This is a genomic window from Cellulosilyticum sp. (genome assembly GCF_982396655.1).
Window position 1 is genome coordinate 1 of record NZ_CEVXFV010000015.1, and the last position, 17,698, is coordinate 17,698.

At 34.6% G+C, this 17,698-nt stretch carries 14 protein-coding genes; all 14 read right to left on the reverse strand.

The genetic code is table 11. The features are described 5' to 3' along the window. Positions 1-251: 251 nt before the first annotated feature. Positions 252-731 (reverse strand): 23S rRNA (pseudouridine(1915)-N(3))-methyltransferase RlmH, encoded by a 480-nt coding sequence (rlmH, locus tag AC1VAQ_RS08345; protein ID WP_302599212.1) that lies wholly within the window; start codon positions 729-731, stop codon positions 252-254. 292 nt (positions 732-1,023) lie between these two features. Next, positions 1,024-3,135, reverse strand: coding sequence for a methyl-accepting chemotaxis protein (locus tag AC1VAQ_RS08350; RefSeq protein WP_302599213.1), 2,112 nt, complete (start codon positions 3,133-3,135; stop codon positions 1,024-1,026). 313 nt (positions 3,136-3,448) lie between these two features. Beyond that, entirely contained in the window at positions 3,449-4,024 is a 576-nt protein-coding gene (locus AC1VAQ_RS08355) for a hypothetical protein (protein ID WP_479903792.1), read from the reverse strand. A gap of 11 nt (positions 4,025-4,035) precedes the next feature. Further along, the gene (locus tag AC1VAQ_RS08360; protein WP_302599216.1) at positions 4,036-4,710 is read right to left on the reverse strand and encodes an ABC transporter permease; all 675 of its coding nucleotides are present in this window, start codon (positions 4,708-4,710) and stop codon (positions 4,036-4,038) included. A 30-nt stretch (positions 4,711-4,740) separates the two neighbouring features. After that, positions 4,741-5,583: an ABC transporter ATP-binding protein gene (locus AC1VAQ_RS08365; RefSeq protein ID WP_302599226.1), complete on the reverse strand. Its 843-nt coding sequence runs from the start codon at positions 5,581-5,583 to the stop codon at positions 4,741-4,743. A 116-nt stretch (positions 5,584-5,699) separates the two neighbouring features. Further along, positions 5,700-6,278 carry a TetR/AcrR family transcriptional regulator gene (locus AC1VAQ_RS08370; RefSeq protein WP_302599218.1) on the reverse strand — a complete coding sequence of 193 codons (579 nt, stop codon included), beginning with the start codon at positions 6,276-6,278 and terminating at the stop codon, positions 5,700-5,702. Between the two features lie 138 nt (positions 6,279-6,416). Then, positions 6,417-7,211, reverse strand: coding sequence for an ABC transporter ATP-binding protein (locus AC1VAQ_RS08375; RefSeq protein WP_302599220.1), 795 nt, complete (start codon positions 7,209-7,211; stop codon positions 6,417-6,419). Continuing rightward, positions 7,205-8,128 carry an ABC transporter permease gene (locus tag AC1VAQ_RS08380; RefSeq protein WP_302599222.1) on the reverse strand — a complete coding sequence of 308 codons (924 nt, stop codon included), beginning with the start codon at positions 8,126-8,128 and terminating at the stop codon, positions 7,205-7,207. The genes AC1VAQ_RS08375 and AC1VAQ_RS08380 overlap by 7 nt, the downstream gene beginning before the upstream one ends. 277 nt (positions 8,129-8,405) lie before the next feature. Next, positions 8,406-9,404 (reverse strand): ABC transporter substrate-binding protein, encoded by a 999-nt coding sequence (locus AC1VAQ_RS08385; protein WP_302599224.1) that lies wholly within the window; start codon positions 9,402-9,404, stop codon positions 8,406-8,408. A gap of 618 nt (positions 9,405-10,022) precedes the next feature. Then, positions 10,023-11,588: a sodium/proline symporter gene (locus tag AC1VAQ_RS08390; protein ID WP_302600271.1), complete on the reverse strand. Its 1,566-nt coding sequence runs from the start codon at positions 11,586-11,588 to the stop codon at positions 10,023-10,025. Between the two features lie 316 nt (positions 11,589-11,904). Further along, positions 11,905-12,255: a hypothetical protein gene (locus AC1VAQ_RS08395; protein WP_302600272.1), complete on the reverse strand. Its 351-nt coding sequence runs from the start codon at positions 12,253-12,255 to the stop codon at positions 11,905-11,907. A gap of 115 nt (positions 12,256-12,370) precedes the next feature. After that, positions 12,371-13,561 (reverse strand): glycosyltransferase family 4 protein, encoded by a 1,191-nt coding sequence (locus tag AC1VAQ_RS08400; RefSeq protein WP_302600273.1) that lies wholly within the window; start codon positions 13,559-13,561, stop codon positions 12,371-12,373. Positions 13,562-14,244: 683 nt separating this feature from the next. Then, on the reverse strand, positions 14,245-15,198 hold the full coding sequence (locus AC1VAQ_RS08405; RefSeq protein ID WP_302600274.1) for a type I phosphomannose isomerase catalytic subunit: 954 nt from the start codon (positions 15,196-15,198) through the stop codon (positions 14,245-14,247). Between the two features lie 536 nt (positions 15,199-15,734). Then, the gene (locus AC1VAQ_RS08410; RefSeq protein WP_303244114.1) at positions 15,735-17,453 is read right to left on the reverse strand and encodes a phospho-sugar mutase; all 1,719 of its coding nucleotides are present in this window, start codon (positions 17,451-17,453) and stop codon (positions 15,735-15,737) included. Between the last annotated feature and the right edge of the window lie 245 nt (positions 17,454-17,698).

Consider the following 17,698-nt stretch of genomic DNA (forward strand, 5'->3'; position numbering starts at 1 on the left):
GCATGTTTAAAAGGAGTGCTATTCATTTTTAAACAGTAGTTTCGCAATTACCTATAAAAATATTATTTATATATATGCAATAATTTATATAGTTATGTCCTAATTTTTTACATTTAAGATCTCTTATAAAGTTCGCCAATTGATACGTTCTGTGGAAACATCCATGTAAACCTCATCTATATCCCTAACATCCACTTGCTTGATTTATCAACATTTACAATTCTTCTATCAAAATTATTAGAGGTCATCATTTACTTATGATACGGTTCATTATTATTAATTCTAAACCCTCTATACACTTGTTCTAATAACATTACCCTAAACAATTGATGTGGAAATGTCATTTTAGAAAAACATAATTTATAATTTGCTCTGGCTTTGACTGCATCTGATAAACCTAGTGAGCCACCGATTACGAAGACGATATGGCTATTACCACGTACACCGCAGTCTGCCATGAAGGCTGCCAGCTCTTCTGATGAAATCATTTTGCCACCTAAATCTAGGGCTACTACATAGGCGCTGTCGCTAATTTTTGAAAGTATTTTTTCGCCTTCTTTATCTTTAATCATAAGTTCTTCTTTTTCTGAGGCATTATCAGGCGTTTTTTCATCTGCTAACTCAATGATATTGAGTTTACAGTATCGGCTTAAGCGTTTGCTATATTCATCAATGGCTTGTACTAAATATTTTTCTTTTAACTTACCTACACATACTAATTCTATTTTCATGTTGTACTCCTATTTATGTTTTATATTGTATGACTTTATTATTAGCTTCTATTATCCTCTAAATCTCTATTCATTTAGAGATTCGACTAAGCTTAATTTCCTATTAAAACTTTATTATATCAAATTTTATATCTAAAAAGTGACCTATATCTCATTTTGCACTATTTTCTATCTGTACCCTTTAATGATATCTTCAATCTATTCTATATATCCATTGCCCCTCATACCCTAAACGGAAGAAGGCGCTCTATCCTAAAACGGATATAGCGCCATACTATTTTTTATTTCATTTTTAAATTAATTTTGCTTCTACGTAATCGGCTATTTCTTTATGGTCTTTTAACAATCGTCCACCGATAATATAATAACCATCACACTGAGTAATACGTAAAATTTCCCCTTTAAGTTGTGTACTATGAGCGCCTTCAAAATCATCTATAGAGAGCGCTATCAGGTGTCCATTTTTCCCGTCAATTTCTTTATCCTTACTCATAAAGCAGAAGCCATTAGCAGAAATATTCTTCATCTGTCCTTTGATCACATGATTGTCCTCTAAAAGCTTAACATTACAAGTATTTTGGATTGTTAAGCGCGGATATTTTCTTCTATTAGATGTCTTAGGATTTCCACTTACTTTTAAATAATGATAGCTCGTACCATTTTCTTTTTTTAGCGACATCTGAACATTTTCCCATATGTAAACAATATTTTTATAAGTAACTACTATTCTTATATCACATTGTTTATTTTTAAATGCTATAATTTTGCCGTTATCTTTAAGTGGTTCAATTAAAATACCTTCCTCTGTAACCTCTTGAATCGTTGTATTATAATATTCACTTACAGCAGTAGCTCTATCTTTAATATATATTTCTAAATCTAACCCCTGCTGTAAATCTGTAAGTTTCATAAAGCCTTCATCCCCAAGGTCTGCCACTAATTCAGCCACTATGATTTCATTATTTTTTACATTCTCAGATGTTTGCTCATATTTGCTTGCCATCTCTTTAGCCGCATATTCAGCATCTTCTACTTTAACTTTAATCTGCTCCATAACATCTGTAATATCTTTCATATTTGCTACCATATGTGCATTTGAAGCTTCAACTTCATTAATTGCCTGATTAATAATACCAATATTTTCACCTAAACGGTCAGTATCTTCAGCTATTCCCTGTACACTCATATTCACATGATTTACTTTAGTTAAAGACTCATTGATATTCTCCGTAATATCATTAACAGATTCTATAACTTTCCCTGAAGTTTGCTCTAAACTTTGTAGTGCATCATAAATGCTGTCTGAAGAATCCTTTGTAATATTACTTAGCTTTCTAATTTCTTCGGCAACAACTGCAAATCCTTTGCCAGCTTCCCCTGCTCTTGCTGCTTCTATAGAAGCATTTAAAGCCAGTAAATTAGTTTGTGTCGTAATACTATCAATCGTTCCCACTTCATCCTTAACTTGTGAAAAAACGTGATTAAATTCATTAATCGCTTTTTCCACCTGACTAGATAAGTCAGACATAGTATGCGTTAATTGAACAACCTCTTGTAACTCATTTTTGCTTAACTTAGTATGCTCTGTAGATTCATCAATAAGCTGAACCATTACTGTAATAAGCTTAGCAACATTTTGAACTTGCGTATTAATTGTCGTTGTCATATCTTGTGAAGATCTTGTCTTATCATAAAGCACTTCATTATTATCAAGTAAATCTGACATATTCCTTACTACTTGATTAGCATCTTGCAGATTATCATCGGATAAATCTCTTACAACTGTCATACCATCTACAATTCTATTACTAGCTATTTTAACCTTATTTACCATACTAACAACTGTATCTAAATTGGCTTTGATATTTCCCATCATCGTATCATCTACAGTAATTAAGTGATCTATAGATGTACTATAGCCTATGAAACACAATATAATACAAGCTAATTGTATTTGATAAGCCGTCATATCTGATGCCATATAATTGCCTATTATAAGGTTTTTAACAATGGAAAGAATCGTTAGTATGGTTGCCCCTATCCCAACACGTATAATGTAATGCTTATCTTTAAATAAAACAAGCATACTCGTAAGTGGCAAGATATAAACGAAAACTTCTGTTGAATTACTTGTAAATAATGCAAATGCATAGGATGTCCCATACCCTAAAGCAATTGCACGTTTAAAGTGTTTTGTACCTGTTCCATCTACTTTCAAAACAATCATTCCTGCTATATATGGCAGCCACACAAATAGCAAAAGTATAATATAGTACTGTAAGCTTTTTCCTCCAGCCATCACCTGTACTAGATAAGCAATTGTCAAAAGCACACATAATATGCACCATATAAATGCTGCCTTCTTGTTAGCACTTCTATCGAAATGCTCCTGCGTATAATTCATTTTAATACCCCTCTCTCTAGGAATTTTTTAATAAAATTTGAAATCTAATTTTCCCCTAGATTATTTCTTCAAAATTATACCATTAAATTTCTCTCTTTTTCTATCACTTTTGACAATAATTACAAATTAATAAAAGAGTGACGCAAAACTAATTTTTATAGTTTCACCTCACTCTTCTATATAGATTTCACATTTATAAAATTTAGTTATTCATAGTTTTTAGCCCTGTAAAATCATTGAGAGAAATCAATTTACTTACATGTATATTTCAAGTTTTTAGTTGTTCTCTCTATACTTAAATTAATATTTAACTTTACCTAGAAGCATCAGGCATAAACCTAATGCAATCACCACATAAAGCATACAATTTCCTATATTTATACTTTCTTTCATAATCAGTTAATTTCATGCACACCATACCCTGCAATTTATTTTTGGCAAGTCCACCTATAGCTAACGTCAACAATAAGCCTAGTATAGTAACATATAGTACATAGATACCTGGAATATTCCCCATGATTCCTAGACAAGCAATTATAGCTGCTCCCATACTCAATACGGCACTTCCTATACTTCTATAAAGGAAGTACCCACTTAATTTCAAAGGACTTACCGCATAAAAGGCCAACATATGCTCATCTTTATCATCTAAAATCCTTAGTGACATCACCACCCCAGGCATACTGCTTCCCATTGTAATCATCACATATTGTAAAAGCTTCATGTAAAGATTAATATACGTTCCTATACCTTCTCCAAATACAATAGGTAGACCTCTCACAATGCCTTTATAAACACCTATCAATATAAACGGCAGAAGCAATGTTACAATCATCATAGGGTCTTTCTTCATATATTTCAAATCATTTTTAAGCAGCACCTTAATCATTTTACTTCCCCCTATCTTACAAAAATATATTCGCGTACTCTATTTTTTGCCAGATAATACATAACTACTGCCCATATCACTAAACTTGCAAAATCTATTAACATACTTATGCCAACTGTTTTCATATGCATCAAATGAAGTAACGCATATGTAGGAATTATACTTAACCAATTCCCAAAATCTCCTAAATAAAAGGCAACTAATGGCACGCCCAATGGTATACAAATTGCTGCACTCCATATTAAAAACTGATTAATATCCTTCACACCACTTCCTACAATGATACCCATTAAAGTAAATATGCCTGCACTCAATAATATTCCTAGTATCTGATGTAGACTAATATTCACCTTACCTGCCCATAAAAGGCATACTGAAGTACACAAACTTATCACCAATAATGAGCACACCTTCCCCCATATATAACCCGCTTCTCCTAATGGACTTACTCCTATCCCCTTTGGTATACCTTGATTTTTTTCTAATAAAAGCAAGGCCCCCACAAACATCAGGCCTACAAAAGTTGGATCAGTTACAACTAACATAATACTTACTGCTTCCTTATAGTCCTCAGGTACATACCCCAAGGCGAAGACATATAAAAAGGCAATTAAAATATATACAGCATAAAGCCCATTCTTCCATTGCAACCGCATCTCATGCAAAATCCATTTTAAAATTTTCATATTCATTCCCCACAATCATTAAGCACTCTCTTAAACGAGTATTTTACCTGTTACCTGCGTAAAAATTTCACCCAAAGATGGTTTCACTGTATCAATGCTGATACACTTTGCTAGGCTTGCTATAAATTCCTTATTCTGATTAAGTGCCTTCATATTAAACACCTTCTCTTCCTTTGCCATCGTTACCTTCACCTTATATTCCCCATACTTCATCTTTAAAGCCTCTGGTTCACCTATTTCTTTAATCTGCCCAGCTACAACGAAGGCTACCCTATCACAAATCTCCTCTGCAAAACTCATATTATGTGTTGTTAAAACAACTGTCTTTCCCTTTGACTTATACTCTAAAATCTTGTCTTGAATCACCTTCGTATTATTAGGATCAAGGCCAGACGTCGGTTCATCTAAAAACAGTACTTCCGGTTGCCCCACTAAAGCTCTGCAAAAGTTCAATCTCATCTTCATTCCCTTTGAAATCTCATTGACTTTCTTCTGGCGATGTTCATATAAACCAACCTCTTCAAGTAAAACTTTAATATCTGCAGGATTTTCATACAGTCCCGCAAAAGTTTTTAGATTTTCTTCTAATGTCAACTGCTCATATAAATTAGGTAATTCAAAGCCAACACCAATTTTGTTATAAAAATTTGCTCTAATTTTATTTGTCTCATATCCCATGACTTTACTGCTTCCACTATAGCCTTTCAGTAATCCTAACAAAACTTTCTGCAATGTACTCTTCCCAGCTCCAGATGGTCCAAGAAAGCCAAAGACCTCTCCTTTAAAAATTTCAATATCTATGCCTTTTAAAACTTCTTCTTTCCCCTTCTTATATGCAAAATGTAAATCATTGACCTTAATAATAGATGTCATTGTTTTCACACCCTCCATCTCCCTATTTTTCTTTAAAGCTTAACCTACTTAATTTTTTATTTCTTCTTTATCTCCTTGTTACCTTTGCATCTTCTTACTACCTTGTGATTTTCTTACTACTGCTTACTTGCTACAATTCCCAATATAATTACTTCAATATACTTAATAAGTGCCTTCTTCCCCTCTTCCAAATTGGCCTTATTTTTACCTATAAATAAAAGTGCTGTAATAAATGAATGACTAATCGTTTCTCCCAGTAGTTCCTTTCCTTCTCCTAAATGCTGTTTCATATGCTGATTGGCAATCTCATAAAATTGCTTGCTATACGCCTCATACTTTGTATCTTTACAGCCTTCCATTAAAATTACAAAAGGCTTACTTAGCAGCACATCAAATCCAAAAACTTCTGGTGCTAATTTTTCTAGCCTGCTGAGCATTTCCATCTCTGGCATTTCTTCTATGATTTCCATCTTTTCATGATTTGCCATCATCTCTTCTATAGCCTTCGGCACATGCCCCACTACTTCATCTAAGATTGCCTCTTTGCTCTCAAAGTAGTTATACATATTCCCCAATGTCGTATGTGCCTTCTTAGCAATAGTTCGCATAGATGCACCTTTAAAGCCCTTATTTAAAAACTCTAGTTCTGCTACAGTTATAATTTTTTCTCTTACTTCATCCTTTTGTATTTGCATAAAAATATCACCTGTTCTTTTTTCTTCATTATAGAAACAGGTGATATGAATGTAAATATTTTCAGATAATTAAAAATCAAAACTTAACAAATGTTCTTTTTTGCGCCTAGCTATTTTTATGCCTTCTACTATGTTCTTCTAAGAAAGTAAGATTCTATCGTTATCGAGTTCCTTATGACTTTCCTTTTTAAATAAGTTAAGTAAGTCTTGAACCCCAAGTTTATCTCTTTCTTCTCCTTTAATATCCAAAATAATTCTACCGCTATCCATCATCATGGTGCGATTACCTAAATCTAAGGCTGACTGGATATTATGTGTAATCATCATTGTTGTAATTTGTTTTTCAGCTACAATCTCTTTTGTAATACGTAGAACCTTATCTGCTGTAGCTGGGTCTAGTGCCGCTGTATGTTCATCTAAAAGTAAAACTTTAGGTACGACAATCGTACTCATAAGTAATGTAACAGCCTGCCTTTGCCCCCCTGAAAGTAACCCCATTTTCGTCTTCATACGGTCTTCTAACCCTAAATCTAACTGCGCTAAACGTTCTCTAAAAAGCTCTTTATCCGCCTTTTTGATACCTAAGCTAAAGTTTTTGTTTTTTCCTCTTGAATAAGATAAGGCTAAATTTTCTTCTATCGTCATAGAAGGTGCCGTCCCCTTAAGTGGGTCTTGAAAAAGTCTTCCTACATATCTAGCACGCTTATGCTCAGGCATGAAAGTAATATTTTGCCCATCTAATATAATGCTTCCTTTATCAGATAAGAAATAGCCACTAATTAGATTAAATAAAGTTGATTTACCTGCCCCATTAGAACCAATAATGGTCACAAAATCGCCTTTATCTAAAGTAAAATTAATATCATCCATAGCTAGCTTTTCATTAACTGTACCTGCATTAAATGTTTTCTTTAAATGACTAATTTTTAGCATATTTCTTCTCCCTCCTTCATTCTTGCATGTTGATTTAATTTATGACCAACCCCTGACTTCATGACAGGATATGAAATAGCTATGGCTACAATAATAGCTGAAACGAGTTTCATACTTGTTGCAGAAATATTTAAGTATAAGGCAGTTGAAATAATTAAACGGTAAATAATAGAGCCCAATATTACTGCAAAAATATTAGATTTAATGCCACGTTGTCTCACAAAAATATCTACGATTACTTCTCCAATAATAAGCGATGCAATCCCTATAACAACCATCCCGGTTCCCATACCAGCATCAACGAAAGCTTGTTTCTGTGCTACAAGTGCTCCAGATACAGCAACTAATGCATTGGCTAAAGCTAACCCTACTATTTTCATTAAATCTACATTAATAGAAGAAGAACGTACCATATCCTCATTATCTCCTGTAGCACGTATTGCAAGTCCCACATTTGTATGTAAAAACAGGGCCAATAAAATAGCAATGATTACTACCACTATGCCACCAACAATAAATCCTGCATATCTTGAATTAATTACTGCATTTACTTTTGTAAATATAGTTTCCTGACCTAATAGCGATAAGTTTGACTTATCACCCATTACCATAATATTAATCGAATATAACCCTGTCATAGTCAGAATCCCAGCTAAAATAGGCTGAATTCTAAGCTTAGTTTGCAATATAGCTGTTACCATCCCCGCAAGTATTCCTGCTCCTGCTGCACCTAAAAGCCCTAGTTCTGGGCTTCCTTTCATTGTAATCACTACAGATACAGCTGCACCTAAAGTAAAACTTCCATCTACCGTTAAATCTGGAATATCCAATATACGATAAGAAATAAATAACCCCAAAGTCAATAACGTATACAAAAGTCCCAATTCCACAGCTGACATCACAATTGTTGCATTCATCTCGTCCTCTCCTTTTCTCGTCTTTTATTTTGCCTCTCATTATAAAGAAACACACTATAATTTATAGATGTAAACTCTATATAGATTTCACATTACTAAAACTATGAATAACTAAACTTTATGAATGTAAAATCTATAACAACATAAAAGATGGATTAATCTTTATTTAAAGTTTAATCCATCTCAACACAAACATCAATTCTTTATACTTTAATATATTAAAAATATTTAATCTTTTGCTTCACTCTTTAATTACTTATTTTTCACTATTAGTTTTTTATTTAACTATCGTTGCGCCCTCTGCACTTTCAGTTGCGCCAATTGCCTTAGCAGTTGTTTCATTAATTACTTTACGGAAATTATCTAATGTAGCTACTGGTATTTCACTTATCTGTTTACCATTTAAAACGTCTGCTACCATCTGTCCTGTCTTTGTTCCAAGGTCTTCATAATTAATTCCTACTGTTGCATAGCCGCCATCTTCTACCATTGAATCAGCACCTACATAAACTGGGATACCAGCCTTTTTCCCTACCTCAGCTAATACTGGCATAGCTGAAGCAATACCATTATCAATCGGTACATAAATCGCATCTACTTTACCAGCTAGAATCTCTGCGGCTTGTTGTAATTCATTAGTTGCTGTAATCGTGCTTTCTTGATAGTCAAAATCATACTTTCCTGCCATCTCTTTTGCTTCATTTACTACTGACTGAGAATTGACTTCACTTGCTGTATATAAGAATCCAAATGTCTTAACATCTGGTGTAAGTTCTTTGCAAAGTTCAAACATTTGATCTACTGGAATCGCATCTGACGTACCTGTGATATTACCAGATGGGCTTTCTAAGTTATCTACAAGTTTGGCACCAACAGGATCTGTAACCGCTGAGAAAATTACTGGAATATCTGATGTAGCTGCTGCCATAGATTGTGCTGCTGGTGTAGCAATAGCAATAATCACATCCGCCTTATCCCCTACAAACTTACTTGCTATAGAATTTAAGTTAGACTGGTCAGCTTGTGCATTTTGATAATCAATAATAATATTTTCTCCATCTACAAAGCCTTGTTCTTCTAATGTTTTAATTGTACTTTCTCTAATTGTATCTAAACTTGGATGCTCTACATATTGGACAATTGCAACCTTCTTAGCACCTTCTACTGCTGCGCTACTTGCTGGACTACTTTCTTGTCCAGTTGTGTTACTACCACAACCAACACCCAAACTCATCATCATACTTGCTAATACTAACATTGCCATTTTCTTTCTCATGTTAAATCCTCCTCTAATATGTTCTTATTCATATTTGATATTTTCATCTCGCATGCACTTCACATGCTTCCTGGCATTATCTATGCCACTTACTTGATGTCTTGATTTAACATTCTATATGATACTGCTTCTTATTCCTTAGTTTTTAGAAATAAAAAAGCACCTATCCTTGTATGCCAAGGACAGATGCGTATGCTCTGCGGTACCACCTTGATTAGCACAAAATATGTGCTCACCTCTTATAGAATGCCATCACATTCCTGACCTATGATAACGCTGGTCTTGCGGTAAAGGATACTAAAGTTTAATCAGATAAGGTCTTAACCCCTCCTGATTTCATTCTTTTTCACCCAACCCTCAGAGGTCCATTTATCTAATCCGCTCTCTGCTAGGCTTCCACCACCCCTAGCTCTCTGCAAGTGCGCTACTAGTTTTATCTCCTCATCAACGGTTTATTCATGTGTTGTTGTTAGTATACTCCCCTTAACTCAATTTGTCAAAACAATTTTATAAAATTTTAACTCTTTTTCTTTATCTATTTCCACTAATCCTTACTGCCTGCTTTTCTTCAAAACCTTCTCTTTTCTAGCCTTCTCTTTTCTAGCATTTTCTTCTTCATTATCCTTCTAGCTTTTCACCATTTCCCAAGCTTCTCTCTTCTCCAAAAACCAATGTGATATGTGCCTCACTCATTTGCCTACTTAATAAACTAGCCACTGGAACAGCTACACAAGAAACAATCATAGCCAAACTTGAAATAACGGGTGAAGTTACACCTGTTGGTAAAAGTCCCATATTGCCAAGAATCGTTCCAACTACTACGGTTAATCCCCCACCAATGAAGCCTACCCAAGCCCCCACTTTGGTTGTTTTCTTCCAGTATAGTCCAAATAAATATGGCCCCAAGAACATACCAGAAATTACACCCCAAGATAGTGACATCAAATTTACAATTGTACTAGATTGGAAAATTGCCATGATATAAGATAGCGCCACAAATAATACACAGAAGATACGCATTGTACGCATCGTTGCTTTATCTGAGCTATTTGGTGCCACAAATCCTTTAATAAAGTCAATTGAAATCGTTGAACTTGATACTAATACAAGTGATGCTAAAGTAGACATTGAAGCTGATAAAATAAGTACAATAATAATCCCCATAAGCGCTGCTGGTAGTGCACTTTCTAACATCAACGGAATAATCATATCTGATGTCCCTGCATTAGGTGCTGCAAGTGTTGCCCCTGGCATAACAGCCACCTTTTGCACGACTCCTGCTGCATCCGTTGTTTCTTGTAAGAAGAATAAACGTCCTAATGAACCTGTAAAATATGCTGATACACCAATAATTAATGCAAAAACTGTTGAGATAATCGTTCCTTTCTTAATAGCTGCCTCATCTTTAATCGCATAGTATTTATGAATCATTTGAGGAAGCCCCCATACACCAAAACTTGTCATCAAAATAAGCCCTAATAAAGGTAAAAATCTACTGCTATCTGAAACTGGACTTGTGAGCGCTGGATCAAGTTCATGTAAAGCTTGAAGTCCCGCACTTAAACCACCTACACTCGGATGATTAACCACATAAAATACCATGAGCACGCAACCTACAATCATAATGATTCCTTGAATTAAATCATTAATGGCTGTAGCCACATAGCCTCCAAGTATTAAATAGACAGCTGTTAAAAGTGCCATAAAGAAAATTGCTGCATTAAAACTAATGTTAAATGAGCTTTGTAAAATATACCCTAATCCTTTGTAAACAGAGGCTGTATATGGTACTAAAAAGATAAACATAATCAGTGCTGCCACAAGTTTCATATTTTTACTCTGATATCTCTTTTCAAAGAACTCTGGCATCGTCTTAGCATCTAACTTATGCGTCATCATACGCGTACGTTTTGCAAGTACTTTCCACGCCAGCCAGCATCCAAATATAGCATTCCCGATGCCAATCCACGTAATAGGCACTCCAAATTGCCAGCCTTGTGCCCCCGCGTATCCGATGAAAATAACTGCTGAGAAGTATGAAGTACCATAAGCAAATGCGCTTACCCATCCTCCCATATTCCTTCCTCCTAGGAAGAAATCATTGGTGCTTTTAACCCTCGTTTTACTATAAATCCCTACACCTATCATAATTGCAATGAACAACACCAAACATAATTCTTTCATTTCCCCATCTCCTTTTTTTGTTTTAGGTCGTCCAGGAATAAATAAAGCTCCCATCCCTTGAACGACAATTTTCAAAGGACGAGAGCTATTATACGCATTATGTAATACTATAAGATATTTGCCCTGTACTCTTCCTCTTCATCACTTTAAAGTGCGTTAGTGTTTTGTTATATTTATTTTATGTTTCCACGCATCGATTGTCAATTGTTTTATTTCTGAATATTTAACATTTTTCATTCAATTAAGTGGCAGAATGCAAAAAATAGTGAAAGGCAAAAGTGTACTTTTACCTTTCACTATTCACGCTTCATTATTTTTATAGTCCTGTAATACTAAAATCCACCTTATTTCTAGGAATCTCTAAGAAATCCGTATACTTAAGGACACTCTTCCAAGTACTCTTATCCTCATAATTAAACTCAAAATATTTAGGCCCTGCAAATATGGCAATGACGTTCTTGTTCTTCCAAAAATGCATATAACGATTTTCTTTTAAAGACCGACTTAATTCATCAATTTGCTCCCTATTTACACTAACATCTAGTACATGCCATGTCATTTTGTCTCTCACGCTCTGAATCACACGTACATTATTAATATCAATCTCTTTCAGTAACTCCTCATTGTTTAAGTCTTCTGCAACGATAATACCCCTGTACTCTTTCATTGCATTTCCCCCTGCCATATAAATTTATTTGTTACTAATTTAATATATTTATATGTTGTTAAGGTTACATTTATATTATATTAGGGTTAAATTACCAATCTATTTTTTACTTAAACTATACACTTAACGTGTCTTCATAATGATAGCTAGCCTTCTTGTACTCTGCTATTACTCTTTCATATAATTCTTCTGCTGATTTACCAAAGGCTTTTGAACTAAATTTCTGCGCACCCTGAGCTGCATTGACACCTAATCTATCACATAAGCGCTCATCTTGAAGCAGCAAACGTAAGTATTCTAAACACTCCGCCTTAGATTTATATGAAAAGCCATTTTTACCATCTTCCAATACACCCTTTAAACAATCATCCTCTCGGCATAAAAGTGGCAATCCACTAATTAATGCTTCAATATACGTAAGTCCCTGTGTTTCACTTACTGAAGCACTCACAAAAATATCACCTAACTTGTAATATTTATCAACTTCCTCAAGGGGTACCATTCCTGTAAAAATAACATTCTCTGCAATCTGTAATCTTTGTGCTTCTTCTTCTAAAGCTTCTCTATGTGGTCCATCCCCTACTATTAATAATTTCACATCATGATGTTTCTTTAGAACTTCCACCATATTAGAAAGTATTTCATCTATATTTTTTTCACTGCCAAGCCTTCCTACTGTTATTAGAACCTTATCCGTCTCATTAATACCTAAGGCCTTTCTACGTACTGTACGTTCCTCATAAGACATATGTTTTTGAAATTTATCAAGCTTTAGACCTGTTGGAATAACTTCAATAGGTGTTTGCACGCCATAATGTTCTAAAGTATTTTTAGTTTTTACAGTAGGTGCAATGACAGCTGCTACACTCTTTATAATCTCTTTTGAAAAAAGTATTACTGCCTTATGACCGACAGCTTCACTTTTTATAAAGTAATTCGTATAATGCTCATACATTGTATGATAAGTATGCACCATCGGGATATTTAACTTCCTAGCAATACGTTTCGCAATAAAAAATGTACAGAACTCTGTCTGCGTATGAATAATATCTGGCTTCCAATCCATAATCTCTTTAATGTAGCGATTACGATATACAACTGTCGCTCTTGCATTAGGATAAAATCTTACCCCAAATGAATGAATATAATACACATTACCTACTCTTCTAGAATGATGATCACTAGCTAGTGCTAGAATCCTTACATCATGCCCTAGGTTTGTGAGTTCCTCATATAAGTTCAGCGTTGAAGTCACAACCCCATTTACCATAGGGGAAAATGCGTCCGTCGATATTAAAATTTTCATTTTTCTCCTCCTATCCACATCACTACTCCAGTATTGCTATTTTCGTAATATAAGAGATAAGATGAATGTAGCCTATCTTTTTGTCTTCTTATTTATTTTTATTGATACCCACTATTAAAATATAACCAAAAAAGTAAAAAAACAATACATATCTTTCAAATAATTAAGAAAGTGGTGGGTGAAGCCCTTTAGGGGTAGAGGTGTGGATAAGTAGCATATATATTTTTCCTGCTCCCTCCCTGCGGTCGAAGTCGCGATAAAAATATATATGCTACTTATCCACACCCGCCTAGTGCTTGGCTTGGCTTCACCTAGGATTGCCACTTCCTTTCCTAGTCTACAGATTCTTTCAATGGATATCGCTTTTTCATATGTATTTTTCCTGCTCCCTCCCTGCGGTCGAAGTCGCGATAAAAATATATATGCTACTTATCCACACCCGCCTAGTGCTTGGCTTGGCTTCACCTAGGATTGCCACTTCCTTTCCTAGTCTACAGATTCTTTCAATAGATATCGCTTTTTCATATGTATTTTTCCTGCTCGCTCTTTCTTATTCTTCAGATTTGTGAAGTACTGGCTGTATAGAAGTAAAATCCTAGAATATAGTCCTCCTTTTAAGGCTGTTTATATTCTAGGATTTCTATATTTTGATTGTGTTATGCTTAGGTTAATATTTCTTATTTTTAGATAGTCGATAAGATTACTTGACCCTTGCCTTGAATTTTGTAGTTGCCTGAGCCTGCTGGGATGAAAATGCTATCCCCCTTTTTAGCTTCAAGAGATTCTGTATCTGAATAGACTCTAAGCTTTCCTTCTGTTATCAAAAGAGAATGGAAAGAGTTTTCGTCACAATACATTGCAATTTCCTTTGTAATATCTAAACGCTCTACAATAAAATATTTACATTTTGCAAGTACACCTCTTGAATAGCCATCTTCCTCTTCTAATGTGTACTCCCCTTTTGCCTTATGTGCTTTTTCTAAATTTGTAACTTGTACAGCCTTATCAATATGTAATTGTCTAGGTTTGCCATCTGCACCTTTTCTGCCATAATCATATACACGATAAGTTACATTTGAACTTTGTTGTACCTCTTCAATAAGAATTCCCTTGCCAATAGCGTGCATTGTACCTGGTTGAATAAAGAATACATCGCCTTTTTTAACATCTACATAATTAAGTGACTCTGTAAGCGTATTATTTTTAATACGTTCTTCAAATTCTTCACGTGTCATATCCTTTTTAAAACCATAAACAAGTTGTGCCCCTTCTTCAGCTTCTAGGATATACCACATCTCTGTTTTACCATGGTCTCCCTCATAAGTTGCTGCAAATTCTTCATCTGGATGTACTTGAACTGACAGGTTGTCTCTAGCATCTATTAGTTTAATAAGAATAGGTAATTCATCACTATGTTCAGCATGATAGCCTAATACATTGCCACCTTTTTCTTTAATATATTCCGCTAATGTTTTACCTGCATCTGGTCCCTCGGCAATGGTGCACTGACCATCTTTATGTGTTGAAAGTTCCCAGCTTTCAGCTACTATATCTAAATCACTTTTCTTATCATATAACGTCTTAAGTTTGTTGCCGCCCCAAATATAATCTTTAAACACTGGACTTATCTTTAACATCTATATGCCTCCCATATGATTGATTAATCAAATTGTTGGTTTTTCATAGATCTAGTTAATATATCATTGTCCTTATAAATGTGCTTTCTAGTCACCTATGCTGTTAAACTTGCATACATGTGTCTTTCTGTCAGATTTCATATTAGTGCCTTATATCAATCCTTATTTAAGTCGTCGATTTACTCTCAGTATCTAGTATCTTCTAGCTGTACTCATAAAAAAAACTGAGGACCTCCTAGCTGATAGGAGCCCCTCAGCGGAACTAACTTCTATTCATATACAATATCTATTTTTAGCTCAACTTCAATCAACAGGAGAGCGTTGGAAAAATACATACTCTTTTCTCTCCCCTGTTTGTATCACTACAAAACGTCATGCTCCGCAGCCTTCCTATACGTTAGTAGCGTGTGGATAAGTCGCATATATATTTTTAGCTCGACTTCGACCAACGGGAGGGAGATGGAAAAATATATATGCGACTTATCCACACGCTCTTCTCCCCCCTTTCCAAAAAGGCTGCCACCACTTTTTAGTGCCTATACATTAAGGATTTCTTTAATTGCCCCCACAAATGCCGCACTTTTAGCTTCTGCATCTTCTGCACTTGTACCTACTACTGATGCATAGATTTTTACTTTTGGTTCTGTACCAGATGGTCTAATTACGAACCAACTGTCATCTGCTAAGATAAATTTAAGTACATTTGATTTTGGTAAATTAATTGTTTCTGTCGTACCAGCTACTTTATTAACTCTTGTCGAAAGTTTATAGTCTTCTGCTACATTAATTGCTACACCAGCAACCTCTGATGGTGGGTTATTTCTAAGCGCAGTAATCATTTCAGCAATCTTTTCTTGTCCATCTTTACCTTCCATTTGAATTGATACAAGAGCTTCTTTATAGAATCCGTATTTTTCAAATAAATCATGAAGTGCTTGTGCTAAGTTTTTACCTTGTGTTTTGTAGTAAAGTGCCATCTCTGCAATAAGAACTGATGCAATAACAGCATCTTTATCTCTTACGAAACCGCCTGATAAGTAACCATAGCTTTCTTCAAAACCAAGTACAAATGTATTTGATCCTGTTTGCTCGAACTCTTCAATCTTTTCACCAATATATTTAAATCCTGTTAATACGTTCATTAACTGTGCACCATAAGATTCAGCTACTCTTGCAGCCATCTCTGTTGTAACGATTGTTTTAATGATTGTATCCTTAGAACTTAAAACCCCACCAATTTTTCTAGCATTAAGCATATAATCAGTTAAAAGTACCCCTACTTGATTACCTGTTAATACTTTATATTCACCGCTATCTTCTTTGACGATTACACCGATACGGTCGCAGTCTGGATCTGTCCCAAAGATAAGGTCTGGCCCAATTTCTTTAGCCATTTGGATAGCAATCTCGAACACTTGTGGATTCTCTGGGTTAGGATATGGTGCTGTTGGGAAGTTCCCATTTGGTAATTCTTGTTCTTTAACAACATGTACATTTGTATATCCTAATTTATTAAGCATTGTGCGAACTGGAATATTCCCACTACCATGAATTGGTGTGTAAATAATATTCAGTTCAGATGCTCTTTCTTTTACAAGATCTTTATTAATAACAAGCCCTGCAACTTTTTCATAGTACGCATTATCTACATCTGCACCTATGTAAACAAGAAGTCCTTGTTTCTCAGCTTCTTCAAGGTTCATAGTCTTGATTCCACCAAAGATATCGGTTTCATTGATATAACCTAGTACTGTATTTGCCGCATTATCTGTTAATTGGCCACCATCACTGCCATATACTTTATAACCATTGTATTCTTTAGGATTATGAGATGCTGTAATTACAATACCTGCTTGTGCACCCAAATGTCTTACTGCAAATGATAACATTGGAGTAGGGCGTAAACTTTCATATAAATAAACTTTTACACCATTTGCTGCAAGTACTCTAGCTGCTTCACTTGCAAATACATCTGATTTATTTCTAGAATCATATGCTATTGCTACGCTTGGAGCTTCAAAAGTTGTTACTAAATACTGTGCAAGCCCTTGTGTTGCTTTGCCAACAGTATAGATATTCATACGATTTGTACCAGCTGCAATTTTGCCTCTAAGTCCACCTGTTCCAAATTCTAAGTTTTTATAAAATCTATCTTCAATCTCTTTTTCGTCTGTAATACCTGCTAATTCTGCTTTAATTTCCTCATCTATCATTTCACTGTCTAACCATTGTTGATAGCTTTGTTTGTAATCCATCTATTACTCTCCTCCTCGGCTAAAGCTTATTTATTTTTTAATGCCTATATTCTATCATTAATTTTTCCATAATGCTACTATTCAAAAACACCAATTTATAAATATTGTTTATTTTAATATTTTTTCTAAAAATTATTTTGAACACTCAAAAAGGACAGACTAATCGCTCACATTCGTTTTTGCAATCTTTCTGTCCATCCATCATTTTTACCAATATATGTAATTTATAATTATATTTCTTAACT

What these genes read in the sequence shown, in the direction of transcription:
- rlmH (WP_302599212.1), bottom strand. Translation starts at nt 731, where the DNA reads ATGAAAATAGAATTAGTATGTGTAGGTAAGTTAAAAGAAAAATATTTA.
- AC1VAQ_RS08350 (WP_302599213.1), bottom strand. Translation starts at nt 3,135, where the DNA reads ATGAATTATACGCAGGAGCATTTCGATAGAAGTGCTAACAAGAAGGCA.
- AC1VAQ_RS08355 (WP_479903792.1), bottom strand. Translation starts at nt 4,024, where the DNA reads ATGATTAAGGTGCTGCTTAAAAATGATTTGAAATATATGAAGAAAGAC.
- AC1VAQ_RS08360 (WP_302599216.1), bottom strand. Translation starts at nt 4,710, where the DNA reads ATGAAAATTTTAAAATGGATTTTGCATGAGATGCGGTTGCAATGGAAG.
- AC1VAQ_RS08365 (WP_302599226.1), bottom strand. Translation starts at nt 5,583, where the DNA reads ATGACATCTATTATTAAGGTCAATGATTTACATTTTGCATATAAGAAG.
- AC1VAQ_RS08370 (WP_302599218.1), bottom strand. Translation starts at nt 6,278, where the DNA reads ATGCAAATACAAAAGGATGAAGTAAGAGAAAAAATTATAACTGTAGCA.
- AC1VAQ_RS08375 (WP_302599220.1), bottom strand. Translation starts at nt 7,211, where the DNA reads ATGCTAAAAATTAGTCATTTAAAGAAAACATTTAATGCAGGTACAGTT.
- AC1VAQ_RS08380 (WP_302599222.1), bottom strand. Translation starts at nt 8,128, where the DNA reads ATGAATGCAACAATTGTGATGTCAGCTGTGGAATTGGGACTTTTGTAT.
- AC1VAQ_RS08385 (WP_302599224.1), bottom strand. Translation starts at nt 9,404, where the DNA reads ATGAGAAAGAAAATGGCAATGTTAGTATTAGCAAGTATGATGATGAGT.
- AC1VAQ_RS08390 (WP_302600271.1), bottom strand. Translation starts at nt 11,588, where the DNA reads ATGAAAGAATTATGTTTGGTGTTGTTCATTGCAATTATGATAGGTGTA.
- AC1VAQ_RS08395 (WP_302600272.1), bottom strand. Translation starts at nt 12,255, where the DNA reads ATGAAAGAGTACAGGGGTATTATCGTTGCAGAAGACTTAAACAATGAG.
- AC1VAQ_RS08400 (WP_302600273.1), bottom strand. Translation starts at nt 13,561, where the DNA reads ATGAAAATTTTAATATCGACGGACGCATTTTCCCCTATGGTAAATGGG.
- AC1VAQ_RS08405 (WP_302600274.1), bottom strand. Translation starts at nt 15,198, where the DNA reads ATGTTAAAGATAAGTCCAGTGTTTAAAGATTATATTTGGGGCGGCAAC.
- AC1VAQ_RS08410 (WP_303244114.1), bottom strand. Translation starts at nt 17,453, where the DNA reads ATGGATTACAAACAAAGCTATCAACAATGGTTAGACAGTGAAATGATA.